This is a genomic window from Streptomyces spororaveus, assembly GCF_016755875.1.
Classification (GTDB): domain Bacteria; phylum Actinomycetota; class Actinomycetes; order Streptomycetales; family Streptomycetaceae; genus Streptomyces; species Streptomyces spororaveus.
This window is the reverse complement of the sequence record NZ_BNED01000005.1, coordinates 6,516,464-6,541,289: the sequence shown is the minus strand read 5'-3', so window position 1 is coordinate 6,541,289 and position 24,826 is coordinate 6,516,464. Positions and strand designations below refer to the sequence as shown.

The window sequence follows — 24,826 nt, the reverse complement described above, 5'->3', positions numbered from 1 at the left end:
TGGCGAAGCAGCTCCGGAATGATGTTTCTTCGCTTCGCATCTTCGGGACGGGGGTCGTGTGCCCGCATCAGGGGAGCCGTACTTTTTTCTCAGTTACGCACATACACCGAGGTTCGGGGCCGGGGGCCCCGACCCGGACATGTGGGTCGAGCGCCTTTTCCGTGACCTCTGCGGACACGTCATGGCGCTGACGGACCTGCGCGCCGGGTACGACGTCGGGTTCATGGACCGGGAGATACGCAGCGGCGAGGGCTGGTCCGAACGGCTCGCCCGGGCACTCGCCAACTGCCGTGTCTTCGTTCCCCTGTTCTCGCCGCGCTACTTCGCCAGCGAGATGTGCGGGAAGGAGTGGTTCGCCTTCGCGCAGCGCGCCGTCCAGCACGGCGCGGTCAGCAACAAGCAGGCCGAGGCCATCGTGCCCGCGTTATGGGTGCCGGTGCCGCCCGAGCAACTCCCCGGTCCGGCCGAGCGGTTGCAGTTCAACCACAACACCTTCGGCGAGCGCTACGTCACCGACGGCCTGTACGGGCTGATCAAACTGCGCGGTTACGCCGAGCAGTACGAGCAGGCCGTGTACGAGCTCGCCCGGCGCATCGTCCAGGTCGCCGAGACCGCCCACCTGGACCCCATCCGCCCGCTGGACTACCGCAACGTTCCGAGCGCCTTCGGTTCCAGCGGCAGCCCGGCCCGCACCCTGCACGTGACCGTGGCCGCCGCCTCCCGGCACGATCTGCCCGAGGGCCGCACCCCCGAGTACTACGGGGACACCGCCATGGAGTGGAACCCGTACCACCCGGTCGCCCAGCGGCCCATCGCCTACGTGGCCGAGGACCTGGTCAAGAACCTCAACTACCAGACCACCATGTCCTCCTTCGACGACGAGGCCGGGCACCTCGACGGCAAGCAGCTGCCGACCCGTCCCGAGATCCTGATCGTCGACCGGTGGGCGGTGGAGGACGAGCAGCGGCGCCGACGCCTGGCCGCCTTCGACCGGGAGCCCCGGCCGTGGGTCAACGTGGTCGTGCCGTGGAACCGGTACGACCATCAGAGCCGGTCGAAGGAGAACGAGCTGGCCGACCGGCTGGAGAGCACCATGCCGAAGACGATGAGCCAGGGCCGGGCCGCCTGCCGGGCCGCCGCGAACGGCGTGGCCAACGTGGAGACCCTCGGCCAGATCCTGCCGCAGGTCGTCGAGGCGGCCGCCCAGCAGTTCCTCAGACACGCACAGCCGTATCCGCCGAAGGGCGACACCTCCATCGATCGGCCCCGGTTGCTGGGGCCGATGGGGATGAACGGGCCACCCGGGCCGCCATCGCCCCGCGTCCCCTTCCCGCCCGACTCCGACCGGCACCGGACCGGGCCCGCGGGGGCCGGCCTCCACGACAACGACGACAACGACACCGACCGGGGGGACGCGGATGACAGCGAGCAGTGACAGCGACAGCGACAGCCGTGACGGACGCATCGTCACCTTCTATTCGTACAAGGGCGGTACGGGCCGCACCATGGCGCTGGCCAACACCGCCTGGATCCTTGCGGCCAACGGCAAGCGGGTCCTCGCCGTGGACTGGGACCTGGAGGCTCCCGGCCTGCACCGCTTCTTCCACCCGTTCCTGGACCCTTCCACGCTGGGGGCCACCACCGGGGTCATCGATCTGATCAGCGAGTACGCCTGGGCCGCGACCAGCCCGGTGCAGCGACCCGACGACTGGCACAAGGACTACGCGCGGATACAGCCGCACGCCGTCTCGCTCACCCCGGAGACCCACGGCTGGGAGTTCCCCGACGGCGGCACCCTGGACTTCGTCTCGGCGGGCCGGCAGAACCGCGAGTACTCGGCGACCGTCTCCACCTTCGACTGGGACAACTTCTACGACCGGCTCGGCGGCGGGCTCTTCTTCGACGCCTTACGCGCCGACATGAAGCGGAACTACGACTACGTCCTGATCGACAGCCGGACCGGCCTGTCCGACATCGCCGACATCTGCACCGTCCACCTCCCGGACATCCTCGTCGACTGCTTCACCCTGTCCGACCAGTCCATCGACGGCGCCGCCTCCGTCGCCCGCCAGATCGACGAGCGGTTCAACGACCGCGGCATCAAGATTTACCCGGTCCCGATGCGCATCGACGAGGGTGAGAAGGAGAAGGCCGACGCCGGCCGGGCGCTGGCCCGGATCAAGTTCGACCGCTTCCCGAACGGCCTGGTCGGGGACGAGCTGACCTCCTACTGGGGCGCGGTGGAGATCCCGTACCGCCCCTATTACGCGTACGAGGAGACCCTGGCCACCTTCGGTGACGAGGCCGGGCTCACCAACTCCCTGCTCTCCGCGTTCGAGCGGCTGACCGCCGTGGTCACCGAGGGGCACATCACCTCCATGCCGGCAATCGGCGAGGAGGTCAGGCTGCGGATCAGGGACGCCTTCACCCGGCGCCGCCCGGCGCTGCCCGCCGACCTGTTCCTGTCCTACGTCGCAGAGAACCGGATGTGGGCCGACTGGATCGAGTCGGTGCTCACCCGGGCCGGTTTCCGGGTCGTGCCGAAGGACGTCTCGGCCGAACGGGCGCCGGGAGCGGCCGTCGGGGACACCCTCGGGGGCGCGGGCATCAGCATCGACACCGCCGCCAGGACCGTGGTGCTGCTCTCCACGGCGTACCTCAAGTCGGCCCGGGCCGTGGACGTGTGGGAGCGCGCGGCCGCCGAGGACCCGACGGGGGGCCGGCGCCAGCTGGTGCCGCTGAGGGTGGGAGACGTACGGCTCGCCACTCCGTACATCGACCGGAACCCGGTGGACCTCTTCCGGCTCGACGAGGTGCACGCCACCACGGCCCTGCTGCGTGCGGTGGAGCGGCCGATGGCGCTGCCCGACAGCGTCAACAGCGCCTCGCAGCCCGGGCCCCGCTTCCCGGGGACCGTCCCGAAGATCTGGAACGCGCCGCCCCGCAATCCCGGGTTCACCGGGCGCAGCATCGTGCTGGAGCGGATGCGCGACCAGCTCGGCGGAGGCATGGCCGTGGTGCTGCCGCAGCCGCAGACCCTGTTCGGGCTCGGCGGTGTCGGCAAGACCCAGGTGGCGCTGGAGTACGTGCACCGGTTCATGGCCGACTACGACCTGGTGTGGTGGATCTCCTCGGAGCAGACCGACGACGTGGTCGCGGCCCTCGCGGAGCTGGCGGTGCGGCTGGGTGCGCAGACCGGCGAGGACATGGCGGCCGCCTCCCAGGAGGCGATCGACCTGCTGCGGCGCGGGGTGCCGTCCTCCCGCTGGCTGCTGGTCTTCGACAACGCGGACGATCCCGAGACGCTCAAGCGGTTCTTCCCGCCGGGCGGGCCCGGCCATGTGCTGGTGACCTCCCGCAACCAGTCCTGGTCGCAGTACGGTGACGCGCTGCCGGTGGACGTGTTCCTGCGCGAGGAGTCGATCGAGCACCTGCAGCGCCGGGCGCCCGGGCTCGGCAAGGACGACGCCGAGCAGGTGGCGGTGGCGGTGGGCGACCTGCCGCTGGCCGTCGAGCAGGCGGGTGCCTGGATCGCGGAGACGGCGACGCCGGTGTCCGCGTACCTGGAGCAGCTGGCCCAGCAGGCCGCCCGGGTCCTGGCCCTGAACCAGCCGCCGGGATACCCGGAGCCGGTGGCCGCCACCTGGAACATCTCCATCGAGCGGCTGCAGTCCCGTTCCCCGGCGGCCGTCCGGCTGCTGCAGCTCTGCGCCTTCCTCGCGCCCGAGCCGATCTCCGCGAACCTGCTGTACAGCAAGGAGATGATCGACGCCCTCAAGCCCTACGACTCCTCGCTGCAGGAGAAGCTGGTGCTCGGCCGGGTGATCCGGGAGATCGGCCGGTTCGCGCTGGCCAAGGTCGACCAGGTCAGCAACAGCATCCAGGTGCACCGGCTGGTCCAGGCGGTGATCCGGGCCCAGCTGAGCGAGGAGGAGCAGCGCGAGGCCCGGCACGCGGTCCACCGGATCCTGGCCGGGGCCCGGCCGGACGACGACGAGCCGATCGACAATCCGGAGACGTGGCCGCGGTTCAACACCATCTGGTCGCACCTGACCCCGTCGGAGGCCCGGTTCTGCAAGGAACCGGAGACGCGCAGGCTGCTGATCGACCGGGTGCGCTACCTGTGGAAGCGGGGCGACTTCAAGGCCGCGTACGCCCTCGGCGAGGAACTGCGCGAGGCGTGGAAGGAGATGCTGGGCAACAACGACCTGCAGTACCTGTACCTGCGCTTCCACCTGTCGAACATCCTGCGCTCGCAGGGCCGGTTCGTGGAGGCGAAGGAGCTGGACGAGGTCACGCTGGAGCGGCAGAAGGCGGTGCTCGGCCCCTCGCACCCGCACACGTACATGACCATGAGCGGTCTGGCCAACACGCTGGGCGCGCTGGGCCAGTACGGCCAGGCGATGGAGCTGGCGACCGAGGCGCACGAGGGCTTCAGCCAGATCTTCCACGAGGCGCACCCGCGCACGCTGGCCGCCGCGAACAACCTGGCGCTGAACCTGCGGCTGGTGGGTCAGTACACCAGGGCCCGTGAGATCGACCAGGAGGTGCACGACCTGCGGACGGAGGTGCTCGGGCCGGAGCACCCGTACACGCTGTCCTCCGCGCAGAACCTCGCCCGCGACCTGCGCGAGGTGGGCCGGTACGAGGACTCGGCGCAGTTGCTGAGCCGGACGTACGAGACCTACAAGAGGACGCTGGGCCGGGCCTTCCCCGGCACCCTGTCCGCGGCGAAGAACCTGGCGGTGTCGCTGCGCCGGGCCGGCCAGCTGGAGGACGCCCTGCGGCTGACCACGGCCACCCGGGCCCGCTACCGGGCCAAGTACACCTCCGTCAACCCGGACCTGCTGTCCTGCGAGCTCAACCTGGCCTCGGACCTGTTCGCGACCGGGGATCCGGGCGGGGCGCGGGACCTGGCCCAGGAGGTGGTGGACGAGTACATGAAGGTGCCGGGCGAGCGGCACCCGTACACCCTGGCGGCTGTGAACAACCTGGCGGTCTTCCACTGGGGCACGGGCGCCGCGGAGACGGCGGAGGCGATGCTGCGCCAGACGATACGGGGGATGCGGGACGTGCTCGGGGACAATCACCCGCACACGGTCTTCGCGCACCTCAACCTGGCCAACACCCGGGCCGACCTGGGCGATCCGGAGGGTGCTCTGGAGCTGGAGCGGCTCGCGGTGATGCGGCTGCGCGAGGCCCTCGGGGCGCACCATCCCGAGACCCTGGCGAGCAGCTCCAACATGGCGGTCAGCCTGGACTCGATGGGCCGCAAGGAGGAGGCGGCCCGGCTGCGGGCGGAGGCGGTGTCCGAGCTGACCCGGCTGCTCGGCGAGGACCACAGCCTGACCCGGTACGCCCGTGACGAGCGGCGGATCCACCGCGATCTGGAGCCTCTCGCCGTGTGATTCCACGGAGGGCGGCGGGGGTCCGCGACCGCGGGTCCCCCGCCGCCCGCCACCCGACAGCAGGGGGGCGCTGTGACCGACAGCATGACTTTCCGAAACGAGGACCTGCCGGCCCTCTTCCACCACACCGACCAGGCGGCGATCTCCCGGCAGCGGGAGTCCACCCAGGCCACCCGTGCCCAGTTGCTGCTGCTGGTCGCGGCCGCGGCGGCCGCGGCGCTGCCCGCCGGGCCGAGGCTGGGTTCGATGTACCTGTTCGGGCTGCTGAGCGTGCTCTCGTACGCGGGGGTGCTGGGCGTGGGCATGCGGGCGACCCGGCGCCGGGCCCGGCCGCAGTGGCAGCTCAACCGCAGCGCGGCGGAGTTCATCAAGTCCCTGGCCTGGCGGTACGCGGTGCACGGGGCCCCGTTCGGCAGTGAGGTCGCCGCGCCCGAGGCGACGTACCGTACCCGGCTGGAGGCGGGGCTGGCCGAGCTGCGGAAGATGGGCTGGGACGATCCGCGGGCCGCCGGGGCGGTGCCGGAGGGCGGGGAGATCACCGGTGCCATGCAGCGGCTGCGCGGGATGGACTACCAGGCGCGGCGCGAGACGTACGTCCGGGACCGGCTGATCGAGCAGCGCAACTGGTACCGGCGGCGGACGGAGGTGTCCCGGCGGGCGACGAACCTGTGGTCGTGGACGATCGTGCTGCTGACCTGTCTGGCGCTGCTGTTCGCGCTGCTGGGGTCGTTCGGGTCGGGTCCGGGGCCGAGGCTGACCGCGCTGCTGAGCGCGGCGGCGGCGGCCGGCATCGCCTGGAACGAGGTGCGCCGCCATCATCCGCTGATCGAGGCGCACACCCTGATCGAGCAGGATCTGGCGGCGATGATGGTGGTGATGCAGACGACCATCACCGAGTCGCAGTGGCCCTCGTCGGTGTACGAGACGGAGCGGTACGTGTCTCCGCAGCACACGGACTGGCTGGCGCGGCACAGCAGTTGAGGGCGGTGGGCGGGGCGTGGCTCAGTCCCGGGTCACGCCCTCGCGCCAGATGACGGTGACCGGTTTGCCGAGCGCCCGCGCGTAGGCGACGATCTCGGCGGTGCCGCCGTGTCCGCGGGCGGGCTGGCCGTCCCAGACGGCGACGAGCCGGTCGCAGGAGTCGGCGATGTAGGTGCCGGCGGCGTAGTAGGCCTCGTCCGTGGAGCGGGCGAAGTCCATCCGGACCTCCTGGGCGGCCCGGTTCTTGAGGCCCCGGTAGCGGGCGAGGGCCTCGGCGTCCTCGAAGGCGGCCTCGTAGTCCCCGCTGGGGATCACCACGGTGAGGTCGGCGCCGTATTCGAGGGCGATGGCGGCGAAGAGCTGGTCCGCCCCCTCGGCGAGGCTGGACAGGGCCTCCAACGGGCCATCGTGGCCGCTCAGTACGGCCCGCAGACCGCTCTCCACACGGCCGAGCACCGAGTCCGGAAGGGCTCGGTGCCCGGTTACGCCGATTCGTTTCATGCAGAAACCAGCCTCCCCCGTGGACACGGCCGCCTGGAACATCCTCCCAGAAGGCGGGAGGACGTCCAGGGGTGCGGCGGGGGCGCGTGAGTCACCGTCAGTAGACGCTGACACCGTAGGCGTTGAGGGCTTCGACCACGGGCTGGAAGAAGGTCGTCCCGCCGGAGGTGCAGTTGCCGCTGCCGCCGGAGGTGAGACCGACGGCGCGGGTGCCCGAGTAGAGCGGGCCGCCGCTGTCGCCGGGTTCGGCGCACACGTTGGTGCGGATCATGCCGTAGACGATGTCGCCGCCGCCGTAGTTGACGGTGGCGTTGAGGCCGGTGACCCGGCCGCTGTGGATGCCGGTGGTGGATCCGCGCCTGGTGACGGACATGTTGGTGGTGGCGTTCACGGCGCTGGTGATGTCCTGGCTGCCGACGGTGCCGGGGGGCACGGGCGTGTTGCTCGCGTACTTGATGAGGCCGTAGTCGTTGGTCGGGAAGCTGGAGCCGACCGTGGATCCCACGACGGTGGTGCGGGCAGAGTTGCTCCACCAGGTGCCGGCGCCGTCGGTGCAGTGCCCGGCGGTCAGGGCGTAGTAGGTGCTGCCGCTGCGCACGTTGAAGCCCAGTGAACAGCGCCAGCTGGTGGCGTAGATGGCGTCGCCGCCGGACACCAGTTTGGTGAGCTTGCCGGGGATGCGTTCGATGCGCAGTGCTCCGACGTCGGCTCCGGCTTCGCGCTTGATTCTGGCGATTCCGGCGTCGGAGACCGTGGAGTCGGCGGAGACCACGAGGGTTCCGGTGGCGGGGTCGGTGTGCCAGGCGGTGCCGGCCACGTCGGCGCGCAGGACGGAGGCGCCGGCCGAGGCGAGCCGGTCGGCGCTGAAGGGCGTGTCCTTGCCGTCGCGGCCGGAGTCCGCGCTCGCGGCCGTGGGGACGGCGAGCGCTGCGGCGGCGGCCAGGCCGGTGGCCGCCGCGAGCAGCCTGGTACGGGTCATGCGCTTGATCCTCACTTCTCGTCCTCCTGGAGAGGGTCGGGGGCCCGGTGGTCGTGGGGGTGCCAGAGCCCGTGAGGCGCAGCCCGGGGCACGGTGGGCGCATGAACTTTGGCCGTGCCCCTGACAAGCGCTGTCGGGAGTGTCCTGTCGTCAGATACCGGTCGCAAGGGCGGCTTTCAGCCTCCGGAACGTCCGGAATTCGACCTTCCGGGTGGTCGGCGGGCCGGGGGGTCCCCTCGGACGGAGTCCGGGGCGAGGGTTCCGGTCGGCGCGAAGGGGCCGCAGGGCGCGGACACGGCCGCCGCCCTGCGCTCGCGCCTTTCCCGCCACGCGGCGTGCGGGTCGTCTGCGTCGTCGCTCATCCCGCTCAGCCCTTCCACGCGGGTCCGGACGGGAATCCCCGCGTACGCCGTCCGGACCTGTGAAATCTGAAAGAGCCTCAGCAGCCGTCGCAGGGGCAGCAGCAGCAATCGTCGCAGCCGCAGTTGCTGCAGCAGTCGCAGCCGTCGCAGCAGTCCTCGCCGTCGCAGAGCGGTTCGCGCCGCTCCCGCGACCACGGGCCCTCGTACTCCGTGCAGCACATCTGGCAGGTGCAGAACAGCCCGATGGCCACCGCGCAGCCCGCGAGCAGCCCGCGGCGCGGCCGCTGCGGGGGCAGGCCGCCGCCACCGCCGCCGCCGGGCCCCATGGGCGGCGGCATGCCGGGGCCGCCGGGGGCCTGGGGGGCGTTCGGGGCGTAGGGGTTGCCGCCGTACGGGTTCGCGCCGTACGGGGCCTGGCCGTACGGGTTCTCCACCGCGTGCGGACCGCCCGCGTACGGGTTGCCGCCCTGTCCGGCGGAGGCCGTCGCCGTGTGGCCGCAGCTGCTGGTGCCGAAGGCCCGGTCCACCGAGGTGCGCAGCTCGTGCACGAGGAGCCGGTGGGCGAGCCCCGCGTCCGTGAACTCGACCTCGCGCAGTGCCAGCCTGATGCCGTGCAGCGCGTCGTCGCAGAGCCTGCGGGCCTCGGCGAGCGGGGTGCCGGTGGCGGTGAGCGGGTTCCAGGCGCCCGCGACGGCGTCGGCGCCCTGGTCCTCCACGGCGTCCAGCAGGTGCGCGAGCCGGCCGAAGTACCGGCCGGCCTCGGCCAGCGCGGGGGCGTTGCCTGGCCGTCCGGCCAGCTGCGCGGTATGCGCGAAGGCGGCGGCCGTCGCGGTCTCCGTCGGCTCGGTCACCACGAGCACGGAGGTGCCCGGGCCCGCGAGCGTCTCGATGCCCGCCTGCCGGTCCACGGCGTCGACGAGCACGGCGGTGTCGAAGCCGAGCGAGGCCCCGGTGCGGGCCCCGGCCCGGTCCCAGCCGCGGGCCACCTTGCGCGCGGCCAGGGCTATGGGGGCGCGGGCCAACAGCCCGTCCCGGTCGGCCACGTGGTCGCGCACCTTCGCGGAGGCGAGCACGAGCGAGACGGCGGCGGCGAGCCGCGCTCCCTCTCCCTGGGCCACGGAGGCGGTGCGCATGCCGCGCAGCGGGCAGGGTCCGGCGGTGCGCCGGGCGTCGGGAGCGGTACCCGACTGAGCCTCCGTCAGAACGGAGACGAGCAACCCGTCGTAGTTCGTCACGATCCGGGCGAACTGTCCGTGGTCTCCCCGAAGTGCCAGACACAGCCCGCACAGATGGGCCATCCACTCCGCCTTGAACCGCTCCCCCAGCCGGTGCGTGCAAGGCCTCACGATGCCGAACAAGCTGCTTCCCCCGTGTGTCGTACGCGTGCTTGCCGGGCATCGTATCGACCCGCGGCTTTCACCCGTACGTCCGCGTCGCTCACCCGTACGGCGGCGGCGGTCGTATTTTCACTCAGTCAGCAGTGGTAGCCACCAGGATCCTTGACCGTGCAACGGATGTTCTGCACCAGTACCGTCACGAAACCCCTGCGCGGCGACTATCCACTTGGCGCGTTGTCAGCATCATGGACGAGCATAGGGGCAGCGGAGAGAAGACAGACTGACCGCGGTGAAAGGAGGCAGTCCATGGGTTCGGTGCGCAAGGCGAGTGCCTGGCTGGGTCTCGTGGAGGACAGCGACGACGAGCGCTACTACGACGACGACTACGCGGAGGCCGCCCAGGGTGGTTCGGTGGCCGGCCCCGGCGAGCAGTGGGTCACCGACCCCCGGGTCCGGGTGGCCTCCGAGTCGGCCGTGGAGCACGGCCGTCGCATCGCGACGGTCACCCCGGACGGTTTCCGTGACGCGCGGGGCATCGGCGAGCTGTTCCGCGACGGGGTCCCGGTGATCGTCAACCTGTCGTCGATGGACCCGGGCGACGCGAAGCGCGTCGTCGACTTCGCGGCCGGACTGACCTTCGGGCTGCGCGGCTCGATCGAGCGGGTGGCGACCAGGGTCTTCCTCCTGACCCCGGCCGACACCCAGATCGTCAGCGGCGAAGCGGGCGGCCGCTCACGCGACTTCTTCAACCAGAGCTGAGCAGGGCTCTCACCGGAAGGCGTCCAGGCCGGTGAGCGCCTTGCCCAGCACCAGCTGGTGCATCTCGACGGTCCCCTCGTAGGTGAGGACCGATTCGAGGTTGGTGGCGTGCCGCATGACGGGATATTCCAGGGAGATCCCGTTGGCGCCGAGGATGGTCCGCGCGGTGCGGCAGATCTCGATGGCCTCGCGGACGTTGTTGAGCTTGCCGAAGCTGATCTGCTCCGGCCGCAGGGTGCCCGCGTCCATCCGCCGGCCCAGGTGGTGGGCGAGCAGGATGCCCTTGTGGAGTTCCAGGGCCATGTCCGCCAGTTTGGCCTGGGTGAGCTGGAACCCACCGATCGGCTTGCCGAACTGCTCCCGCGTCCTCGCGTAGTCGAGCGCGGACTCGAAGCTGGACCGCGCCGCGCCCATGGATCCCCAGATGATCCCGTACCGCGCGTGGCTGAGGCAGCCGAGCGGCCCCTTGAGCCCGGTGACCAGCGGCAGCACCGCGTCGGCCGGCAGCCGTACGTCGTCCATCACCAGCTCGCTCGTGACGCTGGCCCGCAGCGACCACTTGTGCTTGATCTCCGGCGCGGAGAAGCCGGGGGTGTCGGTGGGCACCGCGAAGCCGCGGATCCCCTCGTCGGTCTGCGCCCACACCACGGCGACCGCGGCGACGGAACCGTTGGTGATCCACATCTTGCGGCCGTTCAGCACCCAGTCGGTGCCGTCGCGCTTGGCGTAGGTGCGCATCGCCGCGGGATCCGATCCCACGTCGGGCTCGGTCAGCCCGAAGCAGCCGATCAGCTCGCCCGCGGCCATACCGGGCAGCCAGCGCTGCTTCTGCTCCTCCGAGCCGTACTTCCAGATCGCGTACATGGCGAGCGAGCCCTGCACGGAGACGAGGGACCTGATCCCGGAGTCGGCGGCCTCCAGCTCCAGGCAGGCCAGCCCGTACTGCACGGCGCTGGCACCGGCACACCCGTAGCCCTGGAGGGACATGCCGAGCGCCCCGATGGCGCCGAGCTCCCGCGCCAGCTCCCGGATCCCGGGCAGCTCGCCGCTCTCGTACCACTGCGCGATGTTCGGCAGGACCCGGTCGGCGGCCCAGGCGCGGACGGTGTCCCGGACGGCGAGGTCCTCGGGCCCGAGGAGCTCGTCGAGCCCGAGCGGATCGGTGGGAACGAAGGACACGGGGCCTCCCGGCGGCCTGAGCAGTAACCTAGCGGCGCACGTTTTGCGCCCACCCGAAGCTATGGGCCCGGGCCCCGCAAATCCAGCCCCGCCGGCGTTCGAGGCGCGGGGGTCCGGGGGCAGCGCCCCCCGGCAACGGCGCCGCACCTGCGGGCCGAGAGGCCGAGAGGCCGAGAGGCCGACGGGGTCAGCCCGCCTGCTCCACGGGAGCCCCCCGCACCTCACCCTTCGCCTGCGCGGGCAACCGCACCGGCTCGGCGTCGCCGGACGCACCGCAGTCCATCACCCGCGGCAGCTTCAGCGCCATCAACGCCCCCGCGCACAGCAGCACCGCGCTCACCAGCAACGTCACATGCAGCCCGTGCACGAACGACTGCCGCGCCGCCGCGTACAGCGAGGCCCCCGCCGGCCCCCCGAGGTGCGCGGCGATCTGGTAGGCCTCGCCGAGGGAATTCGCCGCACCCGCCGAATCCGCCGCCGACACCCCCGGCACGCCCATGAGCCCCGGCCGGTACGCCGCGTTCATCACGCTTCCCAGCAGCGCGATGCCCATGCCCGCGCCCAGCTGGTACGAGGTCTCGCCGATCGAGGCCGCGCCGCCCGCCGTGGCTGCCGGAGCCTCGCTCAGCATCGACTCGTACGCCGCGAACAGCGTGGTCTGCAGCCCGAAGCCGAGGAGGATGAATCCGGTGGTCAGCAGCAGCGGCCGGTCGTGCTGGCCCATCAGCGTCAGCAGCAGCACGGCGAGGGCGGTCAGGACGAAGCCCAGCGACACCATCGTGCGCGGCCCGACCCGGTTCAGGGTGTACGAGCCGGTGGCGCCCGCGGCCATCGCGGCGAAGGTCAGCGGCAGCAGCCGCAGGCCGGTCTCCAGCGGACCGAGGTGCAGTACGAGCTGCAGGTACTGGACGGCGATCAGTTCCAGGCCGACCAGGGCCAGCATGGCGAGGACGATGCACGCGACCGACGTGGAGAACGCGGCCCGCGAGAACATCCGCATGTCGATCAGCGGGTGCTCGCGCCGCTTCTGCCGGCGCACGAACAGGACGAGCAGCACCACGCCGAGCAGCAGCGGGACGAGCGCCTCGGCGTCGAGGATCCGGCGTTCGGCGCCGAGCCGCTTGACCCCGAGGACCGCGCCGAGCACACCGGCGGCGGCCATCAGCGCGCCGAGTACGTCCCACGGCCCGTCGGCGGAGCCGCGCGACTCCGGCAGCAGCCAGCGGCCGAGGGGCAGGATCAGTGCCATCAGCGGGATGTTGATGAGGAAGACGGAGCCCCACCAGTAGTGCTGGACGAGGAAGCCGCCGAGCACCGGACCGCTGGCCGCGCCGATGGCGGCGACGGCGGTCCAGATGCCGATGGCGAGCGCCCGCTCGCGCCGGTCGGGGAAGACCTGCCGCAGGATCGACAGGGTGGCGGGCATGATCATCGCGCCGCCGATGCCGAGCAGGGCGCGCGCGGCGATGAGGACCTGGGCGTTGTCGGCGAGGGCCGCTATCGCGGAGGCCACGCCGAAGAGCCCGTAGCCGAGGAGGAGGACGCGTCGGCGGCCGACCCGGTCGCCGAGGGTGCCGAAGAGGATGAGGAGCGAGGCGCAGACCAGCGGGTAGGCGTCGACGATCCACAGGAGCTCGATCGAGCCGGGGCGCAGGTCCTCGGTGACGGACGGGACGGCGACGTGCAGGATCGTCGCGTCGAGCGCGACGAGGACCAGGCTGACGCAGAGCACCGCCAGGACGACCCAGCGGTTGGCCCCACCGGAGGCCGCGTGGAGCCGCTGCCAGGGGGAAGGGTTCCGGACCCCGGCCGCGTTCGTCCCCGACATGCATGTACCTCCCAGGTGATCCCTCGCGCTCGGCGGACCAGCGTCTTGTGGAGCCACGGGGGGTGGTGCGCTGTGCGGCGTCCAACGGGGTCCGGCATCGACACGCGGGTGAACGGTCAGGGTACGCGAGTTCGTCTGCCCGACACGTGGTCAAGCTCTCATCCCGGCGGAGGCCCCCGTGTGGTGTGCGCCACTCCCCCCGCCCTCATCCTTCCCCGGTGTGCGTGCCTGCTCACGGCCCGTGGTGACCCCGCCGCCGCGGTGCCCGGCCCCGGGCCGCCCCTTTGAAGGGGGTGCGGCCCGGGCCACCGATAATCGTGCCCGTGGAAGATCTTGGATTTCGCCGGGCCGCGCCCGCGCTGGCCGTCTTCGCGGCGGTCCGGCTGCTCGGGCTGACCGTGCTCGCGGTGTGGGGCGCGGTGGTCGGCAGCAGCCCGCACACGCTGCTGTCGGCCCGCTGGGACTCGCTCTGGTACGCCCGCATCGCCGCGGAGGGGTACGGGTACGAGGTGCTGCTCCCCAACGGGGACGTCCACTCGAACCTCGCGTTCTTCCCGCTGCTGCCGTGGCTGGAACGGGTGGTTTCGGCCGCGACCGGGCTCTCGTACGGCTCCGCGGGTCTGGTGGTGTCGGTGGTCGCGGGGCTCGCCGCGGCCTGGGGGATCTTCGCGGTGGCCGATCTGGTCCACGGCCGCCGGGCCGGGGTGTTCGCGGTCGCGCTCTGGGCGGCGCTGCCGGTCGGGATCGTGCAGTCCATGGCGTACAGCGAGTCGCTGTTCACCGCCCTGGCCGCCTGGGCGCTCTACGGGGCCTTGCGCGGACGGTGGCTGACGGCGGGGCTGCTCGCGGCCGGGGCCGGGCTGACCCGCCCGGTCGGCGCGGCGGTGGTCGCGGCGGTGTGGGTGGCCGCCGCGCTGGCCTGGCGGCGCGGGGAGCGTTCCTGGCGGACGGTCGCGGGGGCGCTGCTGGCTCCGGCGGGCGCGGCGGCGTACGTGCTGTGGGTCGGCGCGCGCACCGGGGGCGGCCTGCTGGGGTACCTGGACGTGCAGGGCGGCTGGGGCAACGGCTTCGACGGCGGCTGGGCGTTCGCCGGGTTCATCGGGGCGAAGCTGGCCTCGTCCGCGTTCCCCGCCGGGGTGGGGCTGATCGCGGGCGTCGTACTGGTGCTGTGGCTGTACGGGAAGTGCGTCCGGCAGCGGCAGCCGGTACCGCTCCTCGTGTACTGCGGGATCGTCGTGGCGCTGGCGCTGTGCGCGTCCGGGTACTTCGGGTCCAAGCCCCGGCTGCTGCTCCCCGCCTTCCCGCTGATGCTGCCGCCGGCGGTGGCGCTGGCGCGGTGGCGGACCGGGCGGGCGGCGTCGGCGGTGGGTGCGCTGGCCCTGCTCTCGGCGGTCTACGGGGCGTTCTGGCTGAACGGCTCGGGTCCTCCGTAGAGCGCCCACGTCACGGAATGGATCATTCCGGTCAATCTTTCAGCAAAAGAAATGGCCCGCACGGCAATAAAGTCCGGATAAGTTACCCGAAACAATTGCCGGGGCGGTGGATCAAGCGGCGGCCAACCGCTGTCGAAATAACGGGAATTAAGTCCCGCATGAGACCAACTCCACATCACATGGTCATCACAAAGCCCGCGATTCGCCCGGGCCGACCATCGGCGGGCGGTAACGTCGATTGAGTGCGTACCGACCAAATCCTGACCCGTCTGGAGCGGGTGTTCGCCCGGCTGGACCGGGAACCAGAGCGACCGGCTCATCTGCAAACCCCGCAGATGAGCCGGCACCGCGTCGTACTCCTGGGATCGACCCTCGCCTTCTATCTCGCGATCGTGGTTGCCGTACTGACCACTTCCTGGCTGGTCCGCCTGGACTGGCAGATCATGTTCTTCCGGCCCTACGAGCAGTGGCCGCAGGTGCACGCCTTCCTCGACTACCTCGTCGTGCTGGGCCAGCGCGGTCCCACCGCCGTCATGGTCGCGGCCTGGCTCGGCTGGCGCTGCTGGCGCCAGCACACCCTCCGGCCGCTGATCACCCTCGGCGTGGCGCTGCTGCTGCTCAACGTCACCGTCGGGTCCGTCAAGCTCGGCCTCGGCCGGCTCGGTCCGCACTACGCCACGGAGATCGGATCCGCCGAACTCTTCGCCGGTGGCGATATATTCCCTTCCGGCCACACCGCCAACGCCGTCGTGACCTGGGGGATCCTGGCCTACCTGGCCTCCACCGTGGTCACCCGGCGGGTGCTGTCCGTGGTGTCCGCGGTCGTCTCCCTGAGCGTCGGCGCCACCACCGTGTACCTGGGCACCCACTGGGTCAGCGACGTCCTGCTCGGCTGGTCCGCGGGCCTGCTGATCCTGCTGGCCCTCCCCTGGTTCGAGCCGCTGATCGCCCGGACCGAGGCCTACGTCTTCGACGTGCGCGAGCGGCTGCGCCGTCGCGCCGAGACCGGACGGATGCCCGCGCCGGTCGTCTCCGCGCTCACCCCGCTGCTCTCGGCCGGCGGCAAGTGGCAGTTGCGCCCCGCCGCCGACGCCGCCCCCGGCGCCGGCGCCTCCGAGGGGCAGGTCCCGCAGCCCGTCACGGCCACCGTGGCCGCCGCGGCGACCCCGAGCGGCACGACCACCGTCACCGTGCACTCCCCCACCGCCCGGCCCGCCGTGCACCCGGCCGGCCGGCCGCACGTGATCCGCTCCGAGCGGACCCCGGTCACCCCGGCCGGCAGCCGCCGCCCGGCGCACACCGAACGGGCCGCCGCCCGGGGGGCCGCGGCCCGTCCGGTCGCCGGCGGCTGACGTCCCACCGCGGGGGCGGTACGCACCACCACCCCGCACGGCGCGCGAAGCGGCACACGAAGGCGGGCCGGGTCCTCGGACCCGGCCCGCCTTCGCCGTTCGTCAGCGCCGCGCCCGGACGTTCGTCCGTCCCGGGTCACGCTTGTGTCACAGAATATCAACAGCCGCAAATTGTTTACCGATCCGCGACACGCCCGGGGTTCAGACGGTTTGGAATTCGTGCCGAAGGCGACCGAATTCCTGTCCGGGATTGCCATGACCCCCTTGGACCAGACCAGTTGAATCCCCCTCATCTCCCCTACATTTCCTTCACTTCTCCGGCCTCCACGGCCCTCCCCAGGAGATCCCGCGCGGCCCTGATCCGATCCGTCAGCTCAGGCGGCTCGACCACTTCGAACTCACAGCCGAGCAGCATGATGTGAATCACCAGAACGTCCAGGCTGACCGCCCCGGTGCGCAGCAGGCAGCTCTGCCCGTCGAGCGGTTCCAGGGTCCCGTCGCTCGGCCCGACGATCCGTGCCGCGTCCTGCGCCGAGACCATGAGCCGCACCACCGCGCGGGCCGCGTACACCCGCTGCGACACGCCCTGGGAGACATAGGCGGCGAGGTCCTCGGCGGGCGCCGGGCGCGGGGTGAACCGCGGTCCGTGCGGAGGTCTGGGCTCGATCCGGTCGGCGCGGAAGGTCCGCCACGCCTCCCGGTCCAGGTCCCAGGCGACCAGGTACCAGCGCCGCTCAGTGCACACCAGCCGGTGCGGCTCGACGGTGCGGCGGCTGACGTTGCCCTCGTGGTCGCGGTACCCGAAGCGCAGCCGCTCGGCGTCCCGGCAGACCGAGGCCAGCTCGGTCAGCACCGAGGGGTCCACCGTCGAGCGCTGGGCACCGCGCAGCATCGGCACGGTGAACTCGTTGAGCGCGGACACCCTGCGGCGCAGCCGCGACGGCAGCACCTGCTCCAGCTTCGCGAGGGCCCGTACGGAGGCCTCCCCGATGCCCTCGATCCCGTTCCCGGCGGCGGTCCGCAGGCCCACGGCGACGGCCACGGCCTCGTCGTCGTCCAGCAGCAGCGGCGGCAGCTCGGCCCCCGCGCCCAGCTGGTAGCCGCCCCCGGTCCCGGGGCTTGCGTTCACGGGATACCCGAGCTCCCGCAGCCGGTCCACGTCGCGCCGGACCGTCCGCGCGGTGACGCCGAGGCGGTCCGCGAGATCGGCCCCGGTCCATTCGCGGTGGGCCTGCAGCAGGGACAGCAGGCGCAGCAGTCGTGCCGAGGTATCGAGCATCCCCCGAGTCTGCCAGCGCGCCGCGGCCGGCCGGTCCTCAGCAGACCAGCGGTGGCGCCTCGGCGCCGCTGAGCTCGACGAGCGAGCAGAGGGTCTTCAGCGAGACCTTCCAGACCCCGTCCTCGAACACCACGGTGCCCTTGCTGCCCGGCACTACCGTGTCGTCGCCGACCTTCAGGTCGTAGGTCACCTCGGCCCCGGTGGGCGAGGTGAAGACGACGTCGGTGACCTCGACGGAGGCCTTGGCCGCTTCGGCACCGGCCGAGAAGCCGTCCAGCAGCACCTTGAGCAGGTCTCCGTGCTGCAGCAGCGCGGCCTTCTCGTCGGTCGGGGTCTTCGGGTCGAAGAAGGCGGTCCAGTTCTTCTCGATCTGCTCCTTGGCCGCCGCGGGATCCGCGGGCTCGTCCGCGGCCGGCACGCTCAGGACCGCGGCGTACGGCGGGCCCGGCGCCCCCGCCGCGACCGCGGGCGACGGCCACCCCGCGACCGCCGGTGCGGCCAGCAGGACCGCGGCCGCCGTGCAGGCCGCGGCGCGTGCGGCTGCCCTCGGGTGTGCGCGGGGGCGTCTGCTGCTCTGGACCATGGCTCACCACCGGTGTCCGAGCGAACCGTTCGGCTCGTCGTTTCCAGGGTCGGCGCCCGCACGGCATCGCGCAACGCGCGGACGGACCGGACGGCCCGGGTCAGGGGCGCCGGGACGGGGGCGGGGACGGTGGCGGGGCCGCCGCGGGCCCGGCCGGGACCTGCGGCGGAGCGGCGGGCACCGGGGCGGCGTGCTCAGGGGCGGCCGGCTCCGTGGTGGGGACGGCCAGCAGCATGCCCACCGCCAGGGCCCCGGGCTTCGGCCCGATCCGCTCCCGGTTCGCCTCGTACAGCGCCCGCCACCCGCCCCGGACCCGGTGCTTGCGGGCGATGGACTCCAGCGTGTCGCCCTCACGCACCGCGTGCATCCGCCCGGCCAGCCCGTACCGCTTGGAGCACACCGGCCACGCGTTCCAGCCCTGCGAGCCGAGGACGTCCTCCGCGACCCGGATCTGCTGCACCCGGCTGGCCAGGTCGGCCCGCCGGGCGAACACCAGCCCGCCGTACTCCTCCCACGTCGGCTGCCAGAACTGCAGCCCCCCGTAGAAGCCGTTGCCGGTGTTCACCGCCCACCGCCCGCCGCTCTCGCAGTCGGCCACGCAGTCCCAGGGCCACTCCCCGCCCGGTCCGCAGTCCCCCGGACCGTCCCCGATCACACCGGGCGAGCCGGGGTGCGCCGCCCCGGCCGGGCCGGGCGCGGGCGGCGGCGGAGCCGCGGCCGCGGTCCCCCGGGGCAGTGCGAGCGCCAGCACGGCGGCGAGGACGACGGCGCCGCCGGAGGCGGCCCGGCGGGTCCGGTGGTTGGGCATCGGGTCACGCTACGCAGCCGCCCCGGGCCGTCTCCGGCCCGCCGCGCGGCGGGCCACCGCACCCCACCCGGTCGGCCGACCACCACCACCGCCCGATCGGCCACACCCGGGCATCAACTGCGCACAAAACGAAAAGAGTTGGCCCGAAAGTAACGCTCCGGTCGGACGGTTCACCCTTCCGGGGGCCAGGTTCGAATCCGTTCCCTCAAATGGCGTGACCCCGGCCGCCGCTCGGCCGTTGAGCCCGGCGAGCCGGGAACCTCCCGGACCCGCACCTATGCCGAGGAGCCACCCCGTGCCGCGCATGCTCGACGTCAGTGATGAGGTACGTGCCGAGATCGGTGACGAAGAAGCCGACAGGCTGCTCGTCGGCGAGGACGCGCCGCGCAGTTACGACTGCACCTCCTGCCGCACCCCTGGCGACCCCGAGAACGACCGCACCAGTACGGTGCTGTTCGTCGGCGAGGAGACCGCGGTACTCGCCTTCGCCCACGCCACCTGCATCCCCTCACAGGTGGTCTCGGTCTCCGAGGAGCAGCTCCAGGGCGCCGTCCGCAGCATCACCGGCGACAGCCCGGCCTCCTCCGGCGGTCCCGCCGCCCCGCAGAACGTGGCCGGCGGCCAGGCCGTCCTCGGCATCACCAGCGGCCTGATCCTGATCGCCGGGGAACTGCACCCCGCCCTGGTGGTCGAGCCGACCGCGCCCATCGCCCGCCCCGGCAGCGACGGCCCCGGCGACGACTTCCTGCCGCTCCTCATCGAGCAGGGCTTCATCCCGGTCACCGACACCTCCGAGGTCCCCACCCTGCTCGGCGGCTGGTCGGTCCTGCTCGCCGCGGGCCAGCTGCACGCCGTACTGCAGCCGGGCAACGACGGCGGCGGCCAGGTCGCCTGGTGGCAGGCGCACCAGGCGCTGTCGGTCACCGACGGCTGGCGCAACGCCGTCAACAAGACCCAGCGCGTGCTCATCTACGCCGCCCCGGTCGGCTCCATCGGCCAGCAGCCCCGTGAGGACCTCCTGCGCGACGCGCTGGACAAGGCCGCCGCCGCGGGCAAGCTCGTGGCCGCCGCGATGCCGCTGGCGGGTACGCCCGGCGCCTGATCCAGCCGGTACCGGAACGGCCGCCCAGCTCCCTGCCGAGGGGGCCGGGCGGCGTGCGCCGGGGGTGTGCGGTCCGTCCCGCACACCCCCGGCGATCTGCGTTTCCTCCCCCGCCACCCCGCATCCGCAGGGCGCCGGGTTCGTTGGCTGATACGTGCATCCATACGACTCCTCCCGCGCCCCGTCCTATCCGAGCACCGTCCCCGCGATGCGTCCCGTACGGGACCGGGACACCTCCCCGGCCGTCTCGCACACCCCGATCTACGACACGCTGTACTCGGAGTACCTGCGCGCCTTCCGGGCGCTGCCGGGCGACCGCACCGGCGAGGAGGACCACGGGTTCACGTCCTTCTCCTACGGGGGCTCGTACACGTACGGCAGCGGCTGGACCGGTTCCGCGTGGCAGCGCGTCGACGGCTGGCAGCCCTCGTACACCCCGCAGCCGCAGTCGGCGTACTCGTACGCGGGCAGCCCCGGATACGCCGAAGGGCGGCAGCACCAGACCGGGATGACGCACATCCCGGCAGCCCTGCCGCCCGCTCCGCGCCGGGGCTACTGACCCCCGGAACGCTCCCGCCCTGACCTACTGCCGAGCGGTCGCTGTTGGTGGACGTCGGTCGGCGTCGGGAGGCGTTCGACGGCCCACAGACGGCCCGGGGCAAGCGCCAAGCCCCCCGCCTGCGGAGAAGACGCAGGCGGGGGGCTTGATCAGACGGGGAACTACTTCTTCTTCTTGTACTGGGCACCGCGCTTCTCGCGCACCCGCACCGAGATGTGGATCGGGGTGCCCTCGAAGCCGAACTCCTCACGCAGGCGGCGCTCGATGAAGCGCCGGTAGCCGTGCTCCAGGAAGCCGGAGGCGAAGAGGACGAACCGCGGCGGCTTGCTGCCCGCCTGGGTACCGAACAGGATGCGGGGCTGCTTGCCGCCACGGATCGGGTGCGGGTGGGCGGCGACGACCTCACCGAGGAAGGCGTTCAGCCGGCCGGTGGGGACGCGCGTCTCCCAGCCCGCGAGCGCCGTCTCGATCGCCGGGACCAGCTTCTCCATGTGGCGGCCGGTGAGCGCCGAGACGTTCACCCGGGGCGCCCAGGCGACCTGCTGCATCTCGGTCTCGATCTCGCGCTCGAGGTAGTAGCGGCGCTCCTCGTCGAGCTCGTCCCACTTGTTGTACGCGATCACGATCGCGCGGCCCGCCTCGACGGCCATCGTGATGATGCGCTGGTCCTGGACGCTGATGGTCTCGGTGGTGTCGATCAGGATCACCGCGACCTCCGCCTTCTCGACGGCGGCGGCCGTGCGCAGGGAGGCGTAGTAGTCGGCGCCCTGCTGCAGGTGGACCTTCTTGCGGATACCGGCGGTGTCGACGAACTTCCAGGTGATGCCACCGAGTTCGATCAGCTCGTCGACCGGGTCGCGGGTGGTGCCGGCCAGCTCGTTGACGACGACGCGGTCCTCCTTCGCCACCTTGTTGAGCAGCGAGGACTTGCCGACGTTCGGGCGGCCGATCAGCGCGATGCGACGCGGGCCGCCGGGGGCGGCGCCGCCGAAGGTCTGCTCGGGGGCCTCGGGCAGGGCCTCCAGGACGGCGTCGAGCATGTCACCGGTGCCGCGGCCGTGCAGCGAGGAGACCGGGTGCGGCATGCCGAGGCCGAGCGACCACAGGGAGGCCGCGTCGGACTCGCCGCTCTGGCCGTCGACCTTGTTGGCGCACAGCACGACGGGCTTGCCCGCCTTGCGCAGCAGCCGTACGACGGCTTCGTCGGTGTCGGTGGCGCCGACCTTGGAGTCGACGACGAAGACGACCGCGTCGGCGGCCTCGATGGCGTACTCGGCCTGGGCGGCGACGGAGGCGTCGATGCCGAGGACGTCCTGCTCCCAGCCGCCGGTGTCGACGACCTTGAAGCGGCGGCCGGCCCATTCGGCTTCGTAGGTGACGCGGTCGCGGGTGACGCCGGGCTTGTCCTCGACGACCGCCTCACGGCGGCCGATGATCCGGTTCACCAGGGTCGACTTGCCGACATTCGGGCGGCCGACGACGGCGAGGACGGGAAGCGGGCCGTGACCGGCCTCCTCGATCGCGCCTTCGACCTCTTCGATGTCGAAGCCCTCTTCCGCGGCGAGCTCCATGAACTCCGCGTACTCGGCGTCGCCAAGTGCTCCGTGGTCGTGCTGGTCGTTCATGAAGTCCGTTCCTCGTCGTTCGTGGTGGTCGGTGGTACCCGCGCAGCGCGGTTCCACTACTGGTTTCAAGTCTCGCTCAGCGCCCGGTGAGGCGCTTGGCGTCGGCCAGGTGGGCGGTCAGCCGGTCCTGGATGCGTACGGTGGCCTGGTCCAGCGCGGTACGGGTACGGCGGCCACTGCCGTCGCCCGCGTCGAAGGCCGAGCCGAAGACGACGTCGACCCGGCTCTTGAGGGCCGGCAGGCCCTTGACGACCCGCCCCGGGGTGTCCCCGCTGCCCAGGACGGCGACGGGGACGATGGGTGCGCCGCTGCGGACCGCGAAGTACGCGAGGCCCGCGCGCAGCGAGGCGAAGTCTCCCTCGCCCCGGGTGCCCTCGGGAAATATCCCCAGGGCCCCTCCATTGTCGAGCACGCCGAGGGCGCGGCCTATCGCCGTCCGGTCGGGGCCGCCGCGGTCGACCTTGACCTGCCCGATCCCGTCGAGGAAGGGGCCGAGCGGGCCCACGTAGGCTTCCTTCTTGATCAGGAAGTGCAGCGGCCGGGGCGCGGTGCCCATGACCATGGGGCCGTCGATGTTGTGCGAGTGGTTCACGGCGAGGATGACGGGGCCCGAGGCGGGCACCTTCCAGGCCCCCAGTACGCGCGGCTTCCAGAGCCCGTACATGAGCCCGATGCCGATGCGCCTGCCGACCGCCGCACCCTTCAGTGAGGGCGCTCGGCTCACTTGCGGCCCGCCCGCTTCTCTTCCACCAGCGTCACGACGCACTCGATGACCTGGTCGAGCGTGAGCTCGGTGGTGTCCACCTCGACGGCGTCGCCGGCCTTGGCCAGCGGGGAGGTCTTGCGGCCGGCGTCGGCCGCGTCGCGCTTGATCAGCGCTTCCTTGGTGGCCGCGAGGCCGGCGGCCTCCTTGCCGCGGAGCTCGCCGCTGCGCCGGGCGGCGCGCGCCTCGGCGGAAGCGGTCAGGAAGACCTTGAGGTCGGCGTCGGGCAGGACGGTGGTGCCGATGTCCCGGCCCTCGACGACGATCCCGTCGGCCTCCTGGGCCGCCTCGGCGGCGATGGAGCGCTGCAGGTCGGTGATCAGGGTGCGCACCTCGGGGACGGCGCTGACGGCGCTGACCTTCGAGGTGACCTCCTGGGTCCGGATGGGACCGGCGGCGTCGAGGCCGTCCACGGTGATGGTGGGTGCGGCCGGGTCGGTGCCGGACACGATGGCGGGCTTGCCGGCGGCGATCGCGATGGCCTGCGGGTCGTCGGTGTCGACGCCGTTGGTGATCATCCACCAGGTGATGGCCCGGTACTGGGCGCCGGTGTCCAGGTAGCGCAGCCCGAGCTTGGCGGCCACGGCCTTGGAGGTGCTGGACTTGCCCGTGCCGGAGGGACCGTCGATGGCGACGATCACGGCGGACGGAGCTGCGGTTTCCACGGTGCGGGCACCTTCCTGGTTGCGCGTACGTGTCCGGGCGCGGCAAAGCGCCCCTCCCCAAGGTTACCGGCCCCGGACGGCCCCCGTCCCCGCCCTGTGCTCCGGGGGCCGGCCGCCCCCGCCGCGGTCCCCGCCGCCGGTCCCCGCCGCCGCCGTTCTCCGCCGCCCGTTCTCCGCCGGCCGCCCGCCGCCGCGCCGGTCCGCTACTGCTGCCGCAGCGCCCAGCCCCGCTCGCGCAGCTCGGCGGTCAGGCCGGCCGCCGCCCGCGGTTCCACCATGAGCTGGACGAGGCCGGCCTGCTGGCCCGTCGCGTGCTCGATGCGTACGTCCTCGATGTTGACCCCGGCCCGCCCGGCGTCGGCGAAGATCCGCGCCAGCTCGCCGGGCTGGTCGCTGATGAGCACGGCCACGGTCTCGTACACCGTGGGGGCCGCGCCGTGCTTGCCCGGTACCCGGACGCGGCCCGCGTTCCCGCGGCGCAGCACGTCCTCGATGCCGGCGGCGCCGCCGCGCCGCTTCTCCACGTCGGCGGACTGCAGGCCGCGCAGTGCGTCCACGGTCTCCTCCAGGTCGGCGGCGATCCCGGCGAGGACGTCGGCCACCGGTCCCGGGTTGGCCGACAGGATCTCCACCCACATCCGCGGGTCGGAGGCCGCGATCCGGGTCACGTCGCGGATGCCCTGCCCGCACAGCCGGACCGCCGTCTCGTCGGCCTCCTCCAGCCGGGCCGCGACCATGCTGGAGACCAGCTGCGGGGTGTGCGAGACCAGCGCCACGGCGCGGTCGTGGGCGTCGGCGTCCATCACCACCGGTACGGCCCGGGACAGGGCCACCAGCTCCAGCGCGAGGTTGAGCACCTCGTGGTCGGTGTCCCGGGTGGGGGTCAGCACCCAGGGGCGGCCCTCGAAGAGGTCCGCGGTGGCGGCGAGCGGCCCCGACTGCTCCTTGCCGGCCATCGGGTGCGTCCCGATGTACGCGGTGACGTCCACGCCGAGCGCGGCCAGCTCCCGCCGCGGTCCGCCCTTGACGCTGGCCACGTCCACGTAGGCGCGGGCGGCGCCGCGCCCGATCAGGTCGGCCAGGGTCGTGGCCACGTGGGCCGGCGGTACGGCGACGATCGCGAGGTCGACCTGTTCCTGCGCGGGCTCGTCGGTGCCGGCCCCGAGGGCGGCCGCCGTACGGGCCCGGTCCGGGTCGTGGTCAGCGAGGTGGACGGTGATCCCCCGGGCGGACAGGGCGAGCGCCGCGGAGGTGCCGATCAGTCCGGTTCCGATGACGACGGCGGTTCTCACGAGGCACTCCCAGGGGACGAAAAGGCGAGCT

General features: G+C 72.5%; 20 protein-coding genes. 8 read left to right on the top strand and 12 right to left on the bottom strand.

Annotated features, from left to right (window positions below):
* The first annotated feature begins 58 nt into the window (after positions 1 to 58).
* From Sspor_RS32060 to Sspor_RS32050, 3 genes are all read left to right on the top strand, one after another.
* On the top strand, positions 59 to 1,435 hold the full coding sequence (locus Sspor_RS32060; protein ID WP_202202213.1) for a TIR-like protein FxsC: 1,377 nt from the start codon (positions 59 to 61) through the stop codon (positions 1,433 to 1,435).
* Entirely contained in the window at positions 1,419 to 5,408 is a 3,990-nt protein-coding gene (gene fxsT / locus Sspor_RS32055) for an FxSxx-COOH system tetratricopeptide repeat protein (protein WP_202202212.1), read from the top strand. The genes Sspor_RS32060 and fxsT overlap by 17 nt, the downstream gene beginning before the upstream one ends.
* 84 nt (positions 5,409 to 5,492) lie before the next feature.
* Positions 5,493 to 6,389 (top strand): DUF4231 domain-containing protein, encoded by an 897-nt coding sequence (locus tag Sspor_RS32050; protein WP_202202211.1) that lies wholly within the window; start codon positions 5,493 to 5,495, stop codon positions 6,387 to 6,389.
* 21 nt (positions 6,390 to 6,410) lie between these two features.
* Here Sspor_RS32050 and Sspor_RS32045 read toward each other — a convergent pair whose 3' ends face one another.
* The 3 genes from Sspor_RS32045 to Sspor_RS32035 form a co-directional block, all read right to left on the bottom strand.
* The gene (locus Sspor_RS32045) at positions 6,411 to 6,890 is read right to left on the bottom strand and encodes a hypothetical protein (protein ID WP_202202210.1); all 480 of its coding nucleotides are present in this window, start codon (positions 6,888 to 6,890) and stop codon (positions 6,411 to 6,413) included.
* Positions 6,891 to 6,987: 97 nt separating this feature from the next.
* Positions 6,988 to 7,884, bottom strand: coding sequence for a S1 family peptidase (locus Sspor_RS32040; protein ID WP_372499611.1), 897 nt, complete (start codon positions 7,882 to 7,884; stop codon positions 6,988 to 6,990).
* A gap of 424 nt (positions 7,885 to 8,308) precedes the next feature.
* A complete protein-coding gene (locus tag Sspor_RS32035; RefSeq protein WP_202202208.1) occupies positions 8,309 to 9,589 on the bottom strand; it encodes a DUF5685 family protein in 1,281 nt (426 codons plus the stop codon).
* Positions 9,590 to 9,874: 285 nt separating this feature from the next.
* Between Sspor_RS32035 and Sspor_RS32030 the strand changes: the two genes are divergently transcribed.
* Positions 9,875 to 10,327 carry a cell division protein SepF gene (locus Sspor_RS32030; RefSeq protein ID WP_202202207.1) on the top strand — a complete coding sequence of 151 codons (453 nt, stop codon included), beginning with the start codon at positions 9,875 to 9,877 and terminating at the stop codon, positions 10,325 to 10,327.
* Positions 10,328 to 10,336: 9 nt separating this feature from the next.
* On the opposite strand, the gene Sspor_RS32025 is transcribed toward Sspor_RS32030, so the two are convergent.
* The gene (locus tag Sspor_RS32025) at positions 10,337 to 11,506 is read right to left on the bottom strand and encodes an acyl-CoA dehydrogenase family protein (RefSeq protein WP_202202206.1); all 1,170 of its coding nucleotides are present in this window, start codon (positions 11,504 to 11,506) and stop codon (positions 10,337 to 10,339) included.
* Between the two features lie 187 nt (positions 11,507 to 11,693).
* Positions 11,694 to 13,334, bottom strand: a complete 1,641-nt coding sequence (locus Sspor_RS32020) for an MFS transporter (protein WP_202202205.1) — start codon at positions 13,332 to 13,334, stop codon at positions 11,694 to 11,696.
* Between the two features lie 284 nt (positions 13,335 to 13,618).
* On the opposite strand from Sspor_RS32020, the gene Sspor_RS32015 reads away from it, so the two are divergent.
* Together Sspor_RS32015 and Sspor_RS32010 are read left to right on the top strand one after the other, a co-directional pair.
* The gene (locus Sspor_RS32015; protein WP_373318860.1) at positions 13,619 to 14,767 is read left to right on the top strand and encodes a putative hexosyltransferase; all 1,149 of its coding nucleotides are present in this window, start codon (positions 13,619 to 13,621) and stop codon (positions 14,765 to 14,767) included.
* Positions 14,768 to 15,009: 242 nt separating this feature from the next.
* On the top strand, positions 15,010 to 16,119 hold the full coding sequence (locus Sspor_RS32010; protein WP_202202203.1) for a phosphatase PAP2 family protein: 1,110 nt from the start codon (positions 15,010 to 15,012) through the stop codon (positions 16,117 to 16,119).
* A gap of 298 nt (positions 16,120 to 16,417) precedes the next feature.
* On the opposite strand, the gene Sspor_RS32005 is transcribed toward Sspor_RS32010, so the two are convergent.
* From Sspor_RS32005 to Sspor_RS31995, 3 genes are all read right to left on the bottom strand, one after another.
* On the bottom strand, positions 16,418 to 17,398 hold the full coding sequence (locus Sspor_RS32005) for a helix-turn-helix transcriptional regulator (protein WP_202202202.1): 981 nt from the start codon (positions 17,396 to 17,398) through the stop codon (positions 16,418 to 16,420).
* A 37-nt stretch (positions 17,399 to 17,435) separates the two neighbouring features.
* The gene (locus Sspor_RS32000) at positions 17,436 to 17,981 is read right to left on the bottom strand and encodes an MTB12 C-terminal domain-containing protein (protein ID WP_202202201.1); all 546 of its coding nucleotides are present in this window, start codon (positions 17,979 to 17,981) and stop codon (positions 17,436 to 17,438) included.
* Between the two features lie 100 nt (positions 17,982 to 18,081).
* The gene (locus tag Sspor_RS31995; RefSeq protein ID WP_202202200.1) at positions 18,082 to 18,789 is read right to left on the bottom strand and encodes a LysM peptidoglycan-binding domain-containing protein; all 708 of its coding nucleotides are present in this window, start codon (positions 18,787 to 18,789) and stop codon (positions 18,082 to 18,084) included.
* A gap of 295 nt (positions 18,790 to 19,084) precedes the next feature.
* Here Sspor_RS31995 and Sspor_RS31990 point away from each other — a divergent pair, with 295 nt between their 5' ends.
* Both Sspor_RS31990 and Sspor_RS31985 read left to right on the top strand, forming a co-directional pair.
* Positions 19,085 to 19,891, top strand: a complete 807-nt coding sequence (locus Sspor_RS31990) for a DUF8842 C-terminal domain-containing protein (RefSeq protein WP_202202199.1) — start codon at positions 19,085 to 19,087, stop codon at positions 19,889 to 19,891.
* Positions 19,892 to 20,099: 208 nt separating this feature from the next.
* Positions 20,100 to 20,450, top strand: a complete 351-nt coding sequence (locus Sspor_RS31985) for a hypothetical protein (RefSeq protein WP_237404121.1) — start codon at positions 20,100 to 20,102, stop codon at positions 20,448 to 20,450.
* 161 nt (positions 20,451 to 20,611) lie between these two features.
* On the opposite strand, the gene der is transcribed toward Sspor_RS31985, so the two are convergent.
* The 4 genes from der to Sspor_RS31965 all read right to left on the bottom strand — a co-directional run bounded on the left by der (position 20,612) and on the right by Sspor_RS31965 (position 24,795).
* Positions 20,612 to 22,075 carry a ribosome biogenesis GTPase Der gene (gene der / locus Sspor_RS31980; protein ID WP_202202197.1) on the bottom strand — a complete coding sequence of 488 codons (1,464 nt, stop codon included), beginning with the start codon at positions 22,073 to 22,075 and terminating at the stop codon, positions 20,612 to 20,614.
* Positions 22,076 to 22,151: 76 nt separating this feature from the next.
* Positions 22,152 to 22,739 (bottom strand): lysophospholipid acyltransferase family protein, encoded by a 588-nt coding sequence (locus Sspor_RS31975; RefSeq protein WP_202506599.1) that lies wholly within the window; start codon positions 22,737 to 22,739, stop codon positions 22,152 to 22,154.
* Positions 22,740 to 22,795: 56 nt separating this feature from the next.
* A complete protein-coding gene (cmk, locus tag Sspor_RS31970; protein ID WP_202202195.1) occupies positions 22,796 to 23,503 on the bottom strand; it encodes a (d)CMP kinase in 708 nt (235 codons plus the stop codon).
* Between the two features lie 203 nt (positions 23,504 to 23,706).
* A complete protein-coding gene (locus Sspor_RS31965) occupies positions 23,707 to 24,795 on the bottom strand; it encodes a prephenate dehydrogenase (RefSeq protein ID WP_202202194.1) in 1,089 nt (362 codons plus the stop codon).
* Between the last annotated feature and the right edge of the window lie 31 nt (positions 24,796 to 24,826).